General features: G+C 63.7%; 13 protein-coding genes and 2 pseudogenes. 8 read left to right on the top strand and 7 right to left on the bottom strand.

Annotation, left to right across the window (positions count from 1 at the left end; translation table 11 throughout):
• Positions 1 to 50: 50 nt before the first annotated feature.
• The 5 genes from RPC_RS09340 to RPC_RS09320 all read right to left on the bottom strand — a co-directional run bounded on the left by RPC_RS09340 (position 51) and on the right by RPC_RS09320 (position 3,056).
• Positions 51 to 443, bottom strand: a complete 393-nt coding sequence (locus RPC_RS09340) for a hypothetical protein (RefSeq protein WP_041801612.1) — start codon at positions 441 to 443, stop codon at positions 51 to 53.
• Between the two features lie 386 nt (positions 444 to 829).
• Positions 830 to 1,030: a hypothetical protein gene (locus tag RPC_RS09335; RefSeq protein ID WP_041801611.1), complete on the bottom strand. Its 201-nt coding sequence runs from the start codon at positions 1,028 to 1,030 to the stop codon at positions 830 to 832.
• Between the two features lie 8 nt (positions 1,031 to 1,038).
• On the bottom strand, positions 1,039 to 1,821 hold the full coding sequence (locus RPC_RS09330) for a thioesterase II family protein (protein ID WP_011472323.1): 783 nt from the start codon (positions 1,819 to 1,821) through the stop codon (positions 1,039 to 1,041).
• A gap of 1 nt (position 1,822) precedes the next feature.
• Positions 1,823 to 2,041 (bottom strand): MbtH family protein, encoded by a 219-nt coding sequence (locus tag RPC_RS09325; RefSeq protein WP_011472322.1) that lies wholly within the window; start codon positions 2,039 to 2,041, stop codon positions 1,823 to 1,825.
• Positions 2,042 to 2,069: 28 nt separating this feature from the next.
• Positions 2,070 to 3,056: a phosphopantetheine-binding protein gene (locus RPC_RS09320; RefSeq protein WP_167532064.1), complete on the bottom strand. Its 987-nt coding sequence runs from the start codon at positions 3,054 to 3,056 to the stop codon at positions 2,070 to 2,072.
• Between the two features lie 128 nt (positions 3,057 to 3,184).
• Here RPC_RS09320 and sbnA point away from each other — a divergent pair.
• The 3 genes and pseudogenes from sbnA (at position 3,185) to RPC_RS26610 (ending at position 4,904) form a co-directional block, all read left to right on the top strand.
• Positions 3,185 to 4,205, top strand: a pseudogene (sbnA, locus tag RPC_RS09315) (2,3-diaminopropionate biosynthesis protein SbnA).
• Positions 4,186 to 4,527, top strand: a pseudogene (locus RPC_RS26760) (2,3-diaminopropionate biosynthesis protein SbnB); the annotation flags it as partial. The pseudogenes sbnA and RPC_RS26760, both read left to right, overlap by 20 nt.
• The gene (locus RPC_RS26610) at positions 4,431 to 4,904 is read left to right on the top strand and encodes a 4'-phosphopantetheinyl transferase family protein (protein WP_208855640.1); all 474 of its coding nucleotides are present in this window, start codon (positions 4,431 to 4,433) and stop codon (positions 4,902 to 4,904) included. The pseudogene RPC_RS26760 and the gene RPC_RS26610, both read left to right, overlap by 97 nt.
• 302 nt (positions 4,905 to 5,206) lie before the next feature.
• Here the strand turns inward: RPC_RS26610 and RPC_RS09305 are convergent, their stop codons facing one another.
• Complete coding sequence (locus tag RPC_RS09305; protein ID WP_011472320.1) at positions 5,207 to 6,091, bottom strand: NAD(P)-dependent oxidoreductase; 885 nt, start codon at positions 6,089 to 6,091, stop codon at positions 5,207 to 5,209.
• A gap of 90 nt (positions 6,092 to 6,181) precedes the next feature.
• Entirely contained in the window at positions 6,182 to 8,044 is a 1,863-nt protein-coding gene (locus RPC_RS09300; RefSeq protein WP_011472319.1) for a potassium transporter Kup, read from the bottom strand.
• A 300-nt stretch (positions 8,045 to 8,344) separates the two neighbouring features.
• On the opposite strand from RPC_RS09300, the gene RPC_RS09295 reads away from it, so the two are divergent.
• The 5 genes from RPC_RS09295 (at position 8,345) to RPC_RS09275 (ending at position 13,767) form a co-directional block, all read left to right on the top strand.
• The gene (locus RPC_RS09295; RefSeq protein ID WP_011472318.1) at positions 8,345 to 9,040 is read left to right on the top strand and encodes a GntR family transcriptional regulator; all 696 of its coding nucleotides are present in this window, start codon (positions 8,345 to 8,347) and stop codon (positions 9,038 to 9,040) included.
• A gap of 64 nt (positions 9,041 to 9,104) precedes the next feature.
• Entirely contained in the window at positions 9,105 to 10,385 is a 1,281-nt protein-coding gene (gene frc, locus RPC_RS09290) for a formyl-CoA transferase (RefSeq protein ID WP_011472317.1), read from the top strand.
• Positions 10,386 to 10,599: 214 nt separating this feature from the next.
• Positions 10,600 to 11,613 carry a Bug family tripartite tricarboxylate transporter substrate binding protein gene (locus tag RPC_RS09285; protein WP_011472316.1) on the top strand — a complete coding sequence of 338 codons (1,014 nt, stop codon included), beginning with the start codon at positions 10,600 to 10,602 and terminating at the stop codon, positions 11,611 to 11,613.
• Between the two features lie 126 nt (positions 11,614 to 11,739).
• Positions 11,740 to 12,237: a tripartite tricarboxylate transporter TctB family protein gene (locus RPC_RS09280; RefSeq protein WP_011472315.1), complete on the top strand. Its 498-nt coding sequence runs from the start codon at positions 11,740 to 11,742 to the stop codon at positions 12,235 to 12,237.
• Positions 12,238 to 12,267: 30 nt separating this feature from the next.
• A complete protein-coding gene (locus tag RPC_RS09275) occupies positions 12,268 to 13,767 on the top strand; it encodes a tripartite tricarboxylate transporter permease (protein ID WP_011472314.1) in 1,500 nt (499 codons plus the stop codon).
• Positions 13,768 to 13,769 lie beyond the last annotated feature (2 nt).

Below are 13,769 nucleotides of genomic sequence, written 5' to 3'. Positions count from 1 at the left end.
GCTCCGACCAGAGCCGGTGATTGCGGCGATCGCCGCGTGGCAGTTTCGATTCAGATGATCGACACGCCCTGGCCGACCAGCATGTCGGCGTAGAACGAATACGCGACGACCACGTCGTCGATGCTTCCGGAGATCATCGGGCCTTGGTTGACCGTCCAATTCGCCGTGGCCGGGTCGCTGATCGCCGCCCCGGCAAAGTCGAAATTGGTGACCTGATCGCCGCCGTCCTTCTGCGACCACGAGATCGGCGGGCCGAAGGCGTCGCAGCGAACCCAATGGTAGTCCCCCGGACAGTCCACCGAATTGTCGGTCGGCGAGATCAGCAGCCCCACGACGTGCCCCGGTTTTCCGGCCGCCTGTTGCGTCGCCTCGGCGATGCTGGTGGCCGACAGCAGCACCAGCCCGTCCAACTGCGCGCCTTTCACCACATCGGCGCCGTTCATCGGCCCGGAGAGAAAAGCCGTGCATCCGACCCGGCTGCGCGAAGGAATTGGTCGCGATATTGCACGAGTAGTTGTAGCAATTGTTGTTCGGCTGGAACTTGTACGACATGAAGTTGCCGTCGCAGTCGGTGGCCGGATCATAGGCGGTGCTGGTTCCGATCACGGTCGGCGCGTATTGCGGCACCTTCTGTCCTCCGGGCACGGTGACATAGCTCGGCGCGATCATGTCCTTGGCTTCGCCGAGCAAGCGATGGCGAATGTCGTCGTCCGCAATGCGTCCGCTGAATTTGAATCTGGCTCCCGCTCTCAACATATTGACCTACTTCGACTTAGTCTCCAACGTGAGGCGCTGACGTACTTGCACTCGTCTCCGACCATCGCAGGCGTTATCGATCCGGCACCGCCTGATCGACATGGCTCCAATCGAGATATTTGCCGCGCGCGGCAATCCGCCGCCGCTGACTGCGTGCGGGTTCGACCACCACCCCGCGCAACGTGAAACGGCGGTGCAATTGCGCCGCCAGATAGCGCTGATGGGCGTCGTCGGAACTGAGAAAGACGATCTTCAGCCTCGGTTGGACGGACATGCGGCCCCTCAGCGGTTGACGACCTCGTTACGCGAGACATTGCTCGCCGGCTGAATGCATCGGAAGCGCCGTGTGATCAGTTCGGCGACCGTCTTGTGCTGATCGGCGATGAACAGATGCCCGCCGGGCAACAGGTCCAGTCCGAATGGGCCGGCGGTCAGATCCCGCCACCGGGCCAACCGCGCGACATCGACGAAGCGATCGTCGTGGCCGCCGAGCGCGGTGATCGGAATGGTCAACGACGGTCGCTGCCGAAAGACGTAGTTCTCGTGCCAGCGGACATCCGCCCGCAACATCGGCAGCACCAGGTCCGCGAGATGAGGGTCTGAGCCCAGCTCTGGCGGGAGACCTCCGAGCGCGATCAATTCGGCGAGAAATTGCGGCACCGGCAGTTCGGCGATGCGCGGATGATCGAGCCCGAGTTGCGGAGCCCCGGCTGCTGCGACGAACAAATGACGCATCGCCGGACCCGCGACATCGCGCAGAGCGTGGGCGAGTTCGAAGGCGAGAATGGCACCGCTGCTGTAGCCGAACAGAGCGAACGGCTTATCCAGCAGCGGCCGCATCGCAATCAGCAGGGCCTCGACCAAAGGCACGAGATCGTCGAGCGGCGGCTCCGCCAAGCGGTCCTGCCGTCCGGGCAGTTGGACGCCGCAGATCTCGATCGACGGCAGATGTTGCTGCAATCCGCCAAAGGCACTGCAACTGCCGCCCGCGTAGGGAAAGCAGATCAGCCGCGCCGGCGCATCGCGCCCGCTGCGGCGAATCCAGCCCGAGGAATTTCGCTGCACCTCAGCCTCCTGCGCTTCGACCAAGCTGCCCGCGCAGGCTGAGCGGACGCATGTCGGTCCAGACCTCCTTGATGAAGGACAAGCAGTGCTGCTTGCTGCCGGTGCACCCCGCGGCTGTCCAGCCCGCCGGGACCGGCTGATCGATCGGCCAGATCGAATATTGCTCTTCCGGGTTCTTCACCGCGGCATATTGCCGGTTGTCGTCCTCGTCCTGCCTCATCGCCTGCCCTCTGTTTCAGTCGCCAAAGTCAATCGCCGATTTCGGCGAGCAACGTCTCCAATTGCGTCTGATCGAGACGTTTCGCCTGCAGTTCGAACAGGTGCTGTGCCAATGCCGCGATCGTCGGCCGCTCGAACACCGCGCGCAGCGGCAATTCCAGACCGAACTCGGCGCGAATCCGCGACACCATCTGCGTCGCCATCAGCGAGTGACCGCCGAGATCGAAGAAATTGTCCTGAACGCCGAACTCGCCGGGCGGCAGGATGTCGCTCCAGATCGTCGCCAGCAGTTTTTCGTTCGGCGTTTGCGGCGCCGTCGTCGCGCGGGCCGAAACCGCCGCGACGCGCTGCAGAGCCGGCAGCCGCGCCCGATCGAGCTTGCCGCTATGCGTCAGCGGCAGGTGATCGACGACGACAAAACGCGCCGGCACCATGTAGTCTGGCAGCCGCGAGCGGCAGTAATTGCGCAGCTCATCGGCGTCGGCGGCAGGTGGGCCCGGTTCGGCGGTGACGCCGGCCACCAGGCTGCGGCTGCCGATCGGATCGATCGCGACCCACACAGCGGCCTGTCGCACTGCGGGATGGTTGGCGAGCACGGTCGAGACCTCGCCGATTTCGACGCGATAGCCGCGGATCTTCACCTGATTGTCGGCGCGACCGAGAAACGCGATCTCGCCATCGCTGCGCCATTGCGCGATATCACCTGTTCGATACATCCGCGCGCCGGGAATGGCAGAATACGGGTTGGGCAGAAATCGCTCGGCGGTCCAATCCGAATGCGCGGCGTAACCGCGGGCAAGACAGCTACCGCCGATATACAACTCGCCCGGCACTCCGAACGGCACCAGGTCGAGACCATGGTCCAGGATCAAGGCTTGCGCGCCATCGATCGGGCGGCCGATCGGTGGGGAACGCGGCCAGCCAGCGGGATCGCCGCCAAGCAGCCGATCGGTGACGACATGGGTTTCGGTCGGCCCATATTGATTGCGCAGCAGTTCGACTCCATGTTGCCGCACCAGTTCCTCGATCGCATTGGTGATGCGGAGCGGTTCGCAAGATTGCGCCAGCTCCACTTCGAGGTAGCACCTCTATCTAACTACTATCTGGAGTTGAGTATACTTAACGCATATCGCGGGGGGAGTCCATGCTCGCCAAACGCCCAAGTGAACTAATTCTCGGGGATGTGTTCGTTAGTATTCCGTTCTTGGTCCCCGGCCTCGGTATCAATGTGCATTTGAAGATCGAGGGCTTCAGTCTCGGGACGTCGATCAAGACCAAGACGGCCCGCCACATGATCGAACAGATGGAATGGTCCGGGCAGTTGCAAGCCGGTTCGCGCTTGATCGAGAGTTCGTCGGGCAATTTGGGCCTCGCGCTCAGCGCTATTGCGGCGGAGCGCAACTACCATTTCACCTGCGTGAGCGAGCCGAACCTGTCGCCGCAAACCTACAAACTGATGCGGGCCTATGGGGCGGAGGTCGCGATGGTCACCTGGCCCGACGACAATGGCGGCTATCTGGCCAGCCGGATCGCCTACATCAGGAGCCGACTGCAGCAGGACCCCGATCTGATCTGGCTCAACCAATACGCCAACCCCGACAATCCCGGGGCGCATGAGCGATTCACCGGTCCCGAGATCCTGCAGGCCTTCCCCCGGCCCGACTACGTCTTTCTGGGCGCTGGCACCACCGGGACGCTCGGCGGCGTCTCACGCTATTTGCGACGGGCGTCGCCGACCACCCGGATCGTCGCGGTTCGACGCGGTGGGCTCGATCACCTTCGGCAGCAAGCCGAGCAAACGTCACATTCCCGGTTTGGGAACCAGCCGACGTCCAGAGATCGCCGACGCTAGCGCGATGGACGAACTGGTGTACGTGTCTGAGCGCGACACCATCGCAATGTGCCGCCGGATCGCGGCGCGCGGCCTGCTGGTCGGCGGTTCGACCGGCACCGTTCTGGCTGCTGTTGCGAAGCGCGGACGCCGGATTCCGAGCAGCGCCTGCGTGGTCGCGGTTTCACCCGATCTCGGCGACCACTACGTCGATACGATTTACGACGACGATTGGGTGCGAGAGCGCTTCCCCGGCTTGTTGGAAAGCAATTGCCCGCTGGAGCCCACCGACGCCAACCAACTGGATATCCACGATGACCTGTTTGGTACCTAGCGATCGCTTTGCCTTCGGCGTGGTGCCCGGAAGCGCCGTCTCGGCGATCCTGGCCGAGGCGCTGCCGGAAATGGTCGACGTGGTGCGCGACGCCTATCTGGCGCACGCCGAAGGGCGCGCCAGCAATCCGCGCAGCCACTTCCTGCGGTTCGATGATCGGCCCACCGACCGCATCATCGCGCTTGCCGCCGATCTGCACGACGAGCAGCCGGTGGCCGGACTGAAATGGATCGCGAGTTGGCCCGAAACCGTTGCCGCGGGCATGCCGCGGGCCTCCGCCGTGCTGATCCTCAATCGGCGCGATACCGGATTTCCGTTTGCGATTCTGGAAGCTTCGATCATCAGCGCGGTGCGCACCGCAGCCTCGGCGGTGCTGGCGGCGGAAGCAATGATCGACACGATCAGACCGCGCCCTGCCGAGTCCGTGAATTCACGGCCGGACGCAATTGTGCCCGCGCCGCGTTGCGGATCATGGGACATCCAGCAACTCCGATCCCCGCGCGTCCGGATCGTCTTTCGTCCTGGCCGGCCGGCGTCTGCGGCAGCATCAGCCATGACGCGGACTATTGCGCGGTCGCCGTCGCGCAAGCGCGACATCTGCGATCGATCGGAATCGACGTGGAGCAGAACCGGGCGTTGGAAGTCGCGCTGCAGGACCACGTCTGTTCTGCGGAGGAACGACAATGCTGGCCTCGCTGACAATCGTGCGGTGCAGAGCATTGGGACGCCCTCAGTCTTTCGGCCAAGGAGAGCGTCTACAAATGCTACTATCCGCTCGCGCGCCAGTTCCTGGATTTTTGCGACGTCGCCCTTCGCTTCGACTTACCAAGCGGTCGTTTCTGTGCGCAGCCGAGGCGAAACGATCTGCCGTTTGCGGAGCTGCTGCCGTTGCTGCGCGGCAGCTTCGCCGTCGCGGGTCGGCGGATCGCGACGGCGGCATGGTTGCCGTGCGATCCGCGGCCTTGGTGATCAGCGTACTGACCTCGCGGCGAGCGCAGCCATCATCGTTCGGTTGCGCCTGAATCGCGCGCGGCCAACCCGCCGATCGCCGACCAATCGAGGTGTTCGCCACCTTGCGCCAGCAGCGCAAGAAAGCGGTCGCGCAACAGGCTGGCTACCGGCATCGGCACCTGCAAATCGCCGGCGGCGGCCAGCACCAGACTGACATCCTTGTAGCCCAGCGGCGCCGCAAATCCGGCCGGCTCGAATTTTCCATCGGCGATCAGCTTGCCGTAGGTCTTGTAGACCGGCGCGCCGAATAGCGTCGAGGTGAGGATCTCGAGATATTGTTGGCGATCGATGCCGTCCTTGGCGACCAGCGCCATCGCCTCGCCGAGCGATTCGATCACCGAGGCGATCAGAAAATTGCCGCTGAGCTTCACCAAGCTCGCGGCCTTCGGCGTCGGCGAGATCACGAAGGTGCGTTTGCCGATCGCATCCAGCGCCGGCTTTGCGGCGGCGAGCGCGGCTTCGCTGCCGGCGGCCACCACCGCCAACTCGCCGACGGCGGCGACCTCGGGCCGCCCGAACACCGGCGCCGCCAGGAAAAGCTGGCCGGCCGCCTGGTGGTCGGCGGTCAGCCGTTCGGCCAATTTGACGCTGATCGTACTCGAGGAGATATGCACCGCGGTGTTGGCAAGAGCCGCCAGCACACCCTGCTCGCCGCCGAGCACGGCTTCGACGGCGGCGTCGTTGGCCAGCATGGTGAGCACCGCGTCGCCGCGGCACGCCTCGGCGACGCTGCCAGCCACATGGGCGCCCTGCTCGGCCAGCGCATCGGCCTTGGCACGGCTGCGGTTGTAGACGGTCACCTCGTGCCCCGCCTTCAACAGCGACGCCGCCATGCCGACGCCCATCTGCCCCAGCCCGATCACACCGATCTTCATCGACTCAAACCTCCACTGAATGCGTTCGAGGTGGAGTGTATCAGATCGGATTGAGGGCGCTGTTCACATCGCCGATTGCGGAGCGCCGTCTCAGATTTCCAGCTGGGTGCCCAATTCGACCACCCGGTCGGTGGGGATCTTGAAAAAGATGGTGGCCCGCGTGGCGTTCAGCGTCATGAAAGTGAACAGCCGCTCCCGCCAATGCGCCATGCCGGGATTGAGGCTCGGCACGTAAGTCTCGCGACTGAGGAAGAACGACGTCGCCATCATGTTGAACTCCTGACCGAACGCCTTGCACAATTCCAGCGCCGCCGGCACGTCGGGGGTCTGCATGAAGCCGTAGCGGATGATCAGCCGATGGAAGCCGTCGCCGAGATCGGTCATGGTGACGCGCTCGCTGTCGGGAACGTAAGGCGTGTCCGCGGTCATCACCGTCGCCAACACGACGCGCTGGTGAACGGTCTGGTTGTGCTTCAGATTGTGCAATAGCGCCGGCGGCACGCCGTCGGTCGCGGCGGTGAGAAACACCGCGGTGCCGCGCGCCCGCGACACGTTGGGGCCGAGCGCGCGCATCACCACGTCGAGCGGCACCGCCAGTTTCTTGACCTGATTGCGCACCAATTCGCGGCCGCGCCGCCACGTGGTCAACACCGTGAACGACAGCACGCCGATGAACAGCGGAAACCAGCCGCCCTGCGCCACCTTGATGATGTTGGCGAAGAAGAAGGCGAGATCGACCAACAGCAGCGTGCCCGCCACCGCCGCCACGGCGATCCAATGCCAGCGCCACATCAGCGCCATCACGAAGGCGACCAGGATGGTGTCGATCATCATGGTGCCGGTGACGGCGATGCCGTAGGCGGCGGCGAGATTGCTCGACGACTGGAAGCCGATCACCAGCGCCATCACCGCGATGTACAGCGTCCAGTTGGTGAACGGAATATAGATTTGCCCCTCCTCCTCGCCGGAGGTGTGGACGATGGTCATCCGCGGTAGCAATCCCAATTGAATCGCCTGGCGCGCCACCGAGTAGGCGCCGGAGATCACCGCCTGCGAGGCGATCACCGTGGCGCAGGTGGCAAGCCCGACCATCGGCACCACCATCCATTCCGGAACTTGCCGGAAGAACGGATTCTGGATCGCGCTGGGATCGCTGAGCAACAGCGCGCCCTGGCCGAAATAGTTCAACAGCAGCGCCGGCAGCACCAGCGCGAACCACGCCACCCGGATCGGGAAGCGGCCGAAATGGCCCATGTCGGTGTACAGCGCCTCGCCGCCGGTGACCGCCAGCACGATCGAGCCCAGCGCAAAAAAGCTCATCATCGGATGCTTGACGATGAAGTCTGCCGCGTAAATCGGATTGATCGCGCCCAGCACGTGCGGGGCTGCGACGATATTGACGATGCCGAGCAAGGCCAGCACCAAGAACCAAAGGCACATCACCGGGCCGAACAGCTTGCCGACCAGCCCGGTGCCGCGCTTCTGGATCATGAACAGGCCGGTCAGCACCACCGCGGTGATCGGCACCACGTAGGGCGTCAGCCTCGGCGTCACCACTTCGAGGCCCTCGACCGCGCTGAGCACCGAGATCGCCGGCGTGATCATGCTGTCGCCGTAGAACAGCGCCGCCGCGATCACGCCGAGCAGCATCAACGGATAGTAGACGCGATAACCCCGGGTCAGTTCGGTGACCAACGCCAGCAATGCCAGGCTGCCGCCCTCGCCGTGGTTGTCGGCGCGCATGATGACGATGACGTATTTCACCGTGACCAGCAGCATCACCGTCCAGAACACCAGCGACAGCACGCCGAATACGTTGTCGGGGGTCACCGCGATCGGATGGTGGCCGGCAAAGGTTTCCTTCAACGCGTAAAGCGGGCTGGTGCCGATGTCGCCATAGACGACGCCGATCGCGCTGATCAGCAATCCGGCGCCCTTGGTGTTCTGGCTCATCGCGTGTCCCCGGCTAAAATTTCGAATGCGTGGCTGGGCTGAATCTGAAAATCGAATATCCCGACACGCTCTACATCGGAAAATTTGAGCCTTCGTTTCGCTTTGATGCCAGTCTCATAACCCGACGATCATGGTCTCGCAGTGCTTTCCACGGCCGCTCGGTGTCGCAGTTGATTTAGATCACCAATCCGCGACTTGCCAACGCGACCTTCGCCCACACCCCCGGGCGCGCCTTGACGCCGTGGCATCTGGTATGCCACAAAATGACGCGCGTACGCGACTGCTCGAACGGCGGACGGAATGGCAGAGCCAGAGCTTGCGATCGTCCGGATCGCCCCGGAGACCAGCTTCAAGACCAAGGCCTACGATGCCTTGAAGGAAGCCATCCTTAAGATGGATATCTACGCCACGCCGGAGCCGATCATGCTTGACGAGCGGGCGTTGTCAGACAAGCTCGGCGTCAGCCGCACCCCGATCCGCGAAGCCGTCGCGATGCTGGAGCAGGATGGCTTCGTCAAGATCGTGCCGCGGCGGGGCATCGTCGTGGTGCGCAAAACCAAGGCCGAGATCGTCGACATGATCCGGGCCTGGGCGGCGCTGGAGAGCATGGCGGCACGGCTGATCACCACCACCGCCCGCAAGAAAGACATCTCAGGGCTGCGCGACTACTTCAAGGAATTCAGCCAGTATCGGCTGCCGCAGGATCACATCGAGGAATATTCCACGGCCAATATCGCGTTTCATCAGGCGCTGATCTCGCTCGGCGAGTCGCCGACGCTGGTCGATATGACCACCGACATCCTGCTGCATGTCCGCGGCTATCGGCAATTGACGATCGGTCGCGCCGATCGCATCGCCGCCTCGCTACCCGAGCATCTGGCGATCATCGAGGCGCTCGAGGATCGCGACACCGAGCGCGCCGAGAAACTCTCGCGCGACCATACGCTGCGACTTGCTACCTATGTCGAGACACAGGGGCAGGAGCTGTTTCGCTGATGGGGCCGCCGCGCCGCCCCGCTTCCGCCCACACGCTGGGCTCGACCGACCACGGAGCACGACGATGACCAAGGCGCTGAACGGCGTTCGCATTCTGGACTTCACCCACGTCCAGTCCGGCCCGACCTGCACGCAACTGCTGGCCTGGTTCGGCGCCGACGTGATCAAGGTCGAGCGCCCCGGTGTCGGCGACATTACGCGGGGGCAATTGCAAGACATCCCGAACGTCGACAGCCTGTATTTCACCATGCTGAACCACAACAAGCGCTCGATCACGCTCGACACCAAGAACCCCAAGGGCAAGGAAGTGCTCACCGCGCTGATCAAGAGCTGCGACGTGCTGGTGGAGAATTTCGGCCCCGGCGTGCTCGACCGCATGGGATTTTCCTGGGAGAAGATCCAGAGCCTCAATCCGAAGATGATCGTCGCCTCGATCAAGGGATTCGGCCCCGGCCCCTATGAGGATTGCAAGGTCTACGAGAACGTCGCGCAATGCACCGGCGGCGCGGCGTCGACCACCGGCTTCCGCGACGGCCTACCGCTGGTCACCGGCGCGCAGATCGGCGATAGCGGCACCGGCCTGCATCTCGCGCTCGGCATCGTCACCGCCTTGTATCAACGCACGGTGACCGGCCGCGGCCAGAAGGTGACCGCGGCGATGCAGGACGGCGTGTTGAATTTGTCGCGGGTGAAATTGCGCGACCAGCAGCGCCTCGCCCATGGCCCGCTGAAGGAATACAGCCAGTTCGGCGAAGGCATTCCGTTTGGAGATGCCGTTCCTCGCGCGGGAAACGATTCCGGCGGCGGCCAGCCGGGACGGATTCTGAAGTGCAAGGGCTGGGAGACCGATCCCAACGCCTACATCTACTTCATTACGCAAGCGCCGGTGTGGGAGAAGATTTGCGACGTGATCGGCGAGCCGGATTGGAAAACCCATCCCGACTACGCCAAGCCGGCGGCGCGGCTCAAGCACCTCAACGACATCTTCGCGCGCATCGAACAATGGACCATGACCAAGACCAAGTTCGAGGCGATGGACATTCTCAACAAGGACGACATTCCCTGCGGGCCGATCCTGTCGATGAAGGAACTCGCCGAGGATCAATCGCTGCGCGCCACCGGCACGGTGGTCGAGGTCGATCATCCGACCCGCGGCAAGTATCTGTCGGTCGGCAACCCGATCAAGATGTCGGATAGCCCGACCGAGGTGATGCGCTCGCCCTTGCTCGGCGAGCACACCGACGAGATCCTGCGGCAGGTGCTCGGCTTCAGCGATCAGCAGGTCGCCGAGGTGCATGATTCCGGCGCGCTGGAACCACCGCGCAAGGCGGCTGCGGCGGAATAACATTCTCCGCGCCGCTATCGGATTCGCGCCGCGCCGGCCGGGCTCCCCCGGTTTTTGGCGGTGTTACGTTTCGTTCCGATGCCGCGGGATTCTTTTTGCAATGAGCCCCGTTTCTCGGGGCTTTTTTGTTTGCAAGGCGCCGCGGTTGATGGAACATTGTTAGCAACCACGCCGGCGAAGATCGGCTGAGCAATTCCACCGGGAGAGAAGCCAGATGATCCGTTCTGCTTCAGGTCTTGCGTCCGTTATCGTGGCAACGCTAAGCGTTGCCGGGTTCGCGACATCCGCCACGGCGGAGTGGGAGCCGACACGGCCGGTGGAGTTCATCGTCCCGGCGGGGACCGGCGGCGGCGCCGACCAAATGGCGCGCACCATCCAAGGCATCGTGACCAAACACAGTCTGATGAAGCAGCCCTTGGTGGTCGTCAACAAATCCGGCGGCGCCGGCGGCGAGGGCTTTCTCGACGTCAAGAGCGCCGCCGGAAATCCGCACAAGATCATCATCACGCTGTCGAACCTGTTCACCACGCCGCTCGCCACCGGGATTCCGTTCAATTGGAAAGACCTCACTCCGGTGGCGATGCTGGCGCTCGACGAATTCGTGCTCTGGGTCAATGCCGACAAGCCGCTGAAGAGCGCCGCGGACTATATCGCGGCGGTCAAGGCCGCGCCGACCGGCAGCATCAAGATGGGCGGCACCGGATCGAAACAGGAAGACCAGATCATCACCGTGGCGCTGGAAAAAGCCACCGGCGCCAAGCTCACCTACATTCCCTACAAGGGCGGCGGCGAGGTCGCGGTTCAGTTGGTCGGCAACCACATCGATTCCACCGTCAACAATCCGATCGAGGCGGTGGCGCAATGGCGGGGCGGCAAGCTACGGCCGCTCTGCGTATTCGACGCCAAGCCGATGGCCTATGACGACCCCATTGCCGATGGCCAGACCTGGAGGGACATCCCCACCTGCAAGTCGCAGGGGCTCGACATCGAGTATCTGATGCTGCGCGGCATCTTCATGGCGCCAAGGGCCACTCCGGATCAGGTCGCCTATTATGTGGAGCTGTTCAAGAAGGTCCGCGACACCGCGGAGTGGCAGGATTTCATGAAGAGCGGCGCCTTCAACACCACCTTCATGGCCGGCGCCGACTACGCCAAATGGGTCGATGGCGAAGACAAACGCCACGAGAAGCTAATGAAAGACGCCGGCTTCCTCGCCCAAGGCAATTGACGGACGGCGAATTGAGGAACTGCAACCGATCGACTGCAATGACCCGACAGCAGCCGATCGAAACGACCTGATCGACCACAGCGCCGGACGCCGACGCCCGCCATCCGGTTCCGTCGCGGAGATTTCATGGCCGTCATCGAGACAGAAACGTCCGCCCCCACCCAACGCGGCGTCGAGGCCGTGGTTGCGGCGCTGATTGCCGCATTCGGCGGCGTGGTGATCATCGGCAGCCTGCTGGCCGGAATCAGCTGGGGCGCCGAAGGCCCGCGCGCCGGGTTCTTTCCGTTCTATGTCGGGATCTTCATCGTCATCGCCAGCGCGATCAATCTGTTGAGTGCGTTGCGCAGCGATCCGAAGCTGCTGTTCGCCGAATGGGGCCAGATCCGCCACGTCTTCAGCGTGGCGATCCCGACCGCGCTCTACGTCGGATCGATGCCGTTCGTCGGGCTCTACGTCGCCTCCGCGGCATTCATCGCCTATTTCATGCGCCGGCTCGGCCGATATCGATGGCTGACCGCGTTGGCGGTCGCGCTCGCCATGCCGCTGATCACCTACATCGTGTTCGAACGCTGGTTCCTGGTGCCGTTGCCGAAGGGGCCACTCGAAGACTGGCTCGGCCTGTAACGCGGCCCCTCACCGTCAGGACCTGCCCGCATGGAAGAACTCGTCAATCTGTTTCACGGCTTCGCCGTGGCCCTGCAGCCGTTCAACATCGCGGTGATGCTGATCGGAATTGTGCTCGGCGTCATCATCGGCGTCCTTCCGGGCTTGGGCGGCGCCAACGGCGTGGCGATTCTGTTGCCGCTGACCTTCAGCATGCCGCCGACCTCGGCGATCATCATGCTGTCCTGCATCTACTGGGGGGCGCTGTTCGGCGGCGCGATCACCTCGGTGCTGTTCAACATCCCGGGCGAACCGTGGTCGGTGGCGACCACTTTCGACGGCTATCCGATGGCGCAGCAGGGCAAGGCCGGCGAAGCGCTCACCGCGGCCTTCACCTCCTCCTTCGTCGGCGCGCTGTTCGCCGTCGTCATGATCACGCTGGTGGCGCCGCTGGTGGCGAGCTTTGCGTTGCAATTCGGTCCAGCGGAAAAATTCGCGGTGTACTTTCTGGCGTTCTGCAGTTTCGTCGGTCTCAGCAAGGAGCCGCCGTTCAAGACCTTGGCGTCGATGATGATCGGCTTCGCGCTCGCCGCGGTGGGGCTGGATTCGATGACCGGACAATTGCGGCTGACCTTCGGCTTCACGCCGATGCTGAACGGCTTCGACTTCCTGATCGCGGTCATCGGGCTGTTCGGAATCGGTGAAATCCTGCTGACCATGGAAGACGGGCTGAGCTTTCGCGGCGGCCGGGCCAAGATCAATCTGCGCGTCGTGCTGCACACCTGGAAGGTATTGCCCGGCTATTGGATGACCTCGCTGCGCTCCTGCGTGATCGGCTGCTGGATGGGGATCACGCCGGCGGGCGCAACGCCGGCGTCGTTCATGAGCTACGGCATCGCCAAGCGGGTATCGAAGCGGGGCAAGAATTTCGGCAACGGTGAAATCGAGGGCGTGATCGCGCCGGAGACCGCGGCGCATGCCGCCGGCACCGCGGCGCTGCTGCCGATGCTGGCGCTCGGCGTGCCGGGGTCGCCGACCGCTGCGGTGCTGCTCGGTGGCCTGCTGATCTGGGGACTGCAGCCTGGCCCGATGCTGTTCGTCGAACAGAAGGAATTCGTCTGGGGACTGATCGCCTCGATGTATCTCGGCAATTTGGTCGGGCTTCTGGTGGTGCTGACTTGCGTGCCGCTGTTCGCCGCGATCCTGCGGGTGCCGTTCAGCATCATCGCGCCGCTGATCCTGGTGTTGTGTGCGATCGGCGCCTACTCGGTCCACAGCAGCACCGTCGACGTGATGCTGATGCTGGTGTTCGGCGTCGCCGGCTATCTTTTGAAGAAATGCAATTATCCGCTGGCGCCGCTGGTGCTCGCCATCGTGCTCGGCGACAAGGCGGAGGAAGCGTTCCGGCAGTCCCTGCTCGGCTCGCAGGGTTCGCTCGGCGTATTCTTTTCCAACGGCCTGGTCGGCTCGATCATGGTCCTCGGCCTCATCGCGCTGTTCTGGTCGGTGATCCACGACGGCTTCAATCGGCTGCGGACCGCAGCCGCATGAGA

Source organism: Rhodopseudomonas palustris BisB18, assembly GCF_000013745.1.
Taxonomy (GTDB): Bacteria; Pseudomonadota; Alphaproteobacteria; order Rhizobiales; family Xanthobacteraceae; genus Rhodopseudomonas_A; species Rhodopseudomonas_A palustris_F.
Note: the sequence above shows the minus strand (reverse complement) of the source record. Positions and strands in the feature narration are given on the sequence as shown.

Bases quoted from the DNA above. Each gene is read 5' to 3' on its own strand.
- RPC_RS09325 (WP_011472322.1), bottom strand. From the start codon at position 2,041: ATGAGGCAGGACGAGGACGACAACCGGCAATATGCCGCGGTGAAGAAC.
- RPC_RS09335 (WP_041801611.1), bottom strand. From the start codon at position 1,030: ATGTCCGTCCAACCGAGGCTGAAGATCGTCTTTCTCAGTTCCGACGAC.
- RPC_RS26610 (WP_208855640.1), top strand. From the start codon at position 4,431: ATGGATCGCGAGTTGGCCCGAAACCGTTGCCGCGGGCATGCCGCGGGC.
- RPC_RS09275 (WP_011472314.1), top strand. From the start codon at position 12,268: ATGGAAGAACTCGTCAATCTGTTTCACGGCTTCGCCGTGGCCCTGCAG.
- RPC_RS09280 (WP_011472315.1), top strand. From the start codon at position 11,740: ATGGCCGTCATCGAGACAGAAACGTCCGCCCCCACCCAACGCGGCGTC.
- RPC_RS09305 (WP_011472320.1), bottom strand. From the start codon at position 6,091: ATGAAGATCGGTGTGATCGGGCTGGGGCAGATGGGCGTCGGCATGGCG.
- RPC_RS09340 (WP_041801612.1), bottom strand. From the start codon at position 443: ATGAACGGCGCCGATGTGGTGAAAGGCGCGCAGTTGGACGGGCTGGTG.
- RPC_RS09285 (WP_011472316.1), top strand. From the start codon at position 10,600: ATGATCCGTTCTGCTTCAGGTCTTGCGTCCGTTATCGTGGCAACGCTA.
- frc (WP_011472317.1), top strand. From the start codon at position 9,105: ATGACCAAGGCGCTGAACGGCGTTCGCATTCTGGACTTCACCCACGTC.
- RPC_RS09295 (WP_011472318.1), top strand. From the start codon at position 8,345: ATGGCAGAGCCAGAGCTTGCGATCGTCCGGATCGCCCCGGAGACCAGC.
- RPC_RS09300 (WP_011472319.1), bottom strand. From the start codon at position 8,044: ATGAGCCAGAACACCAAGGGCGCCGGATTGCTGATCAGCGCGATCGGC.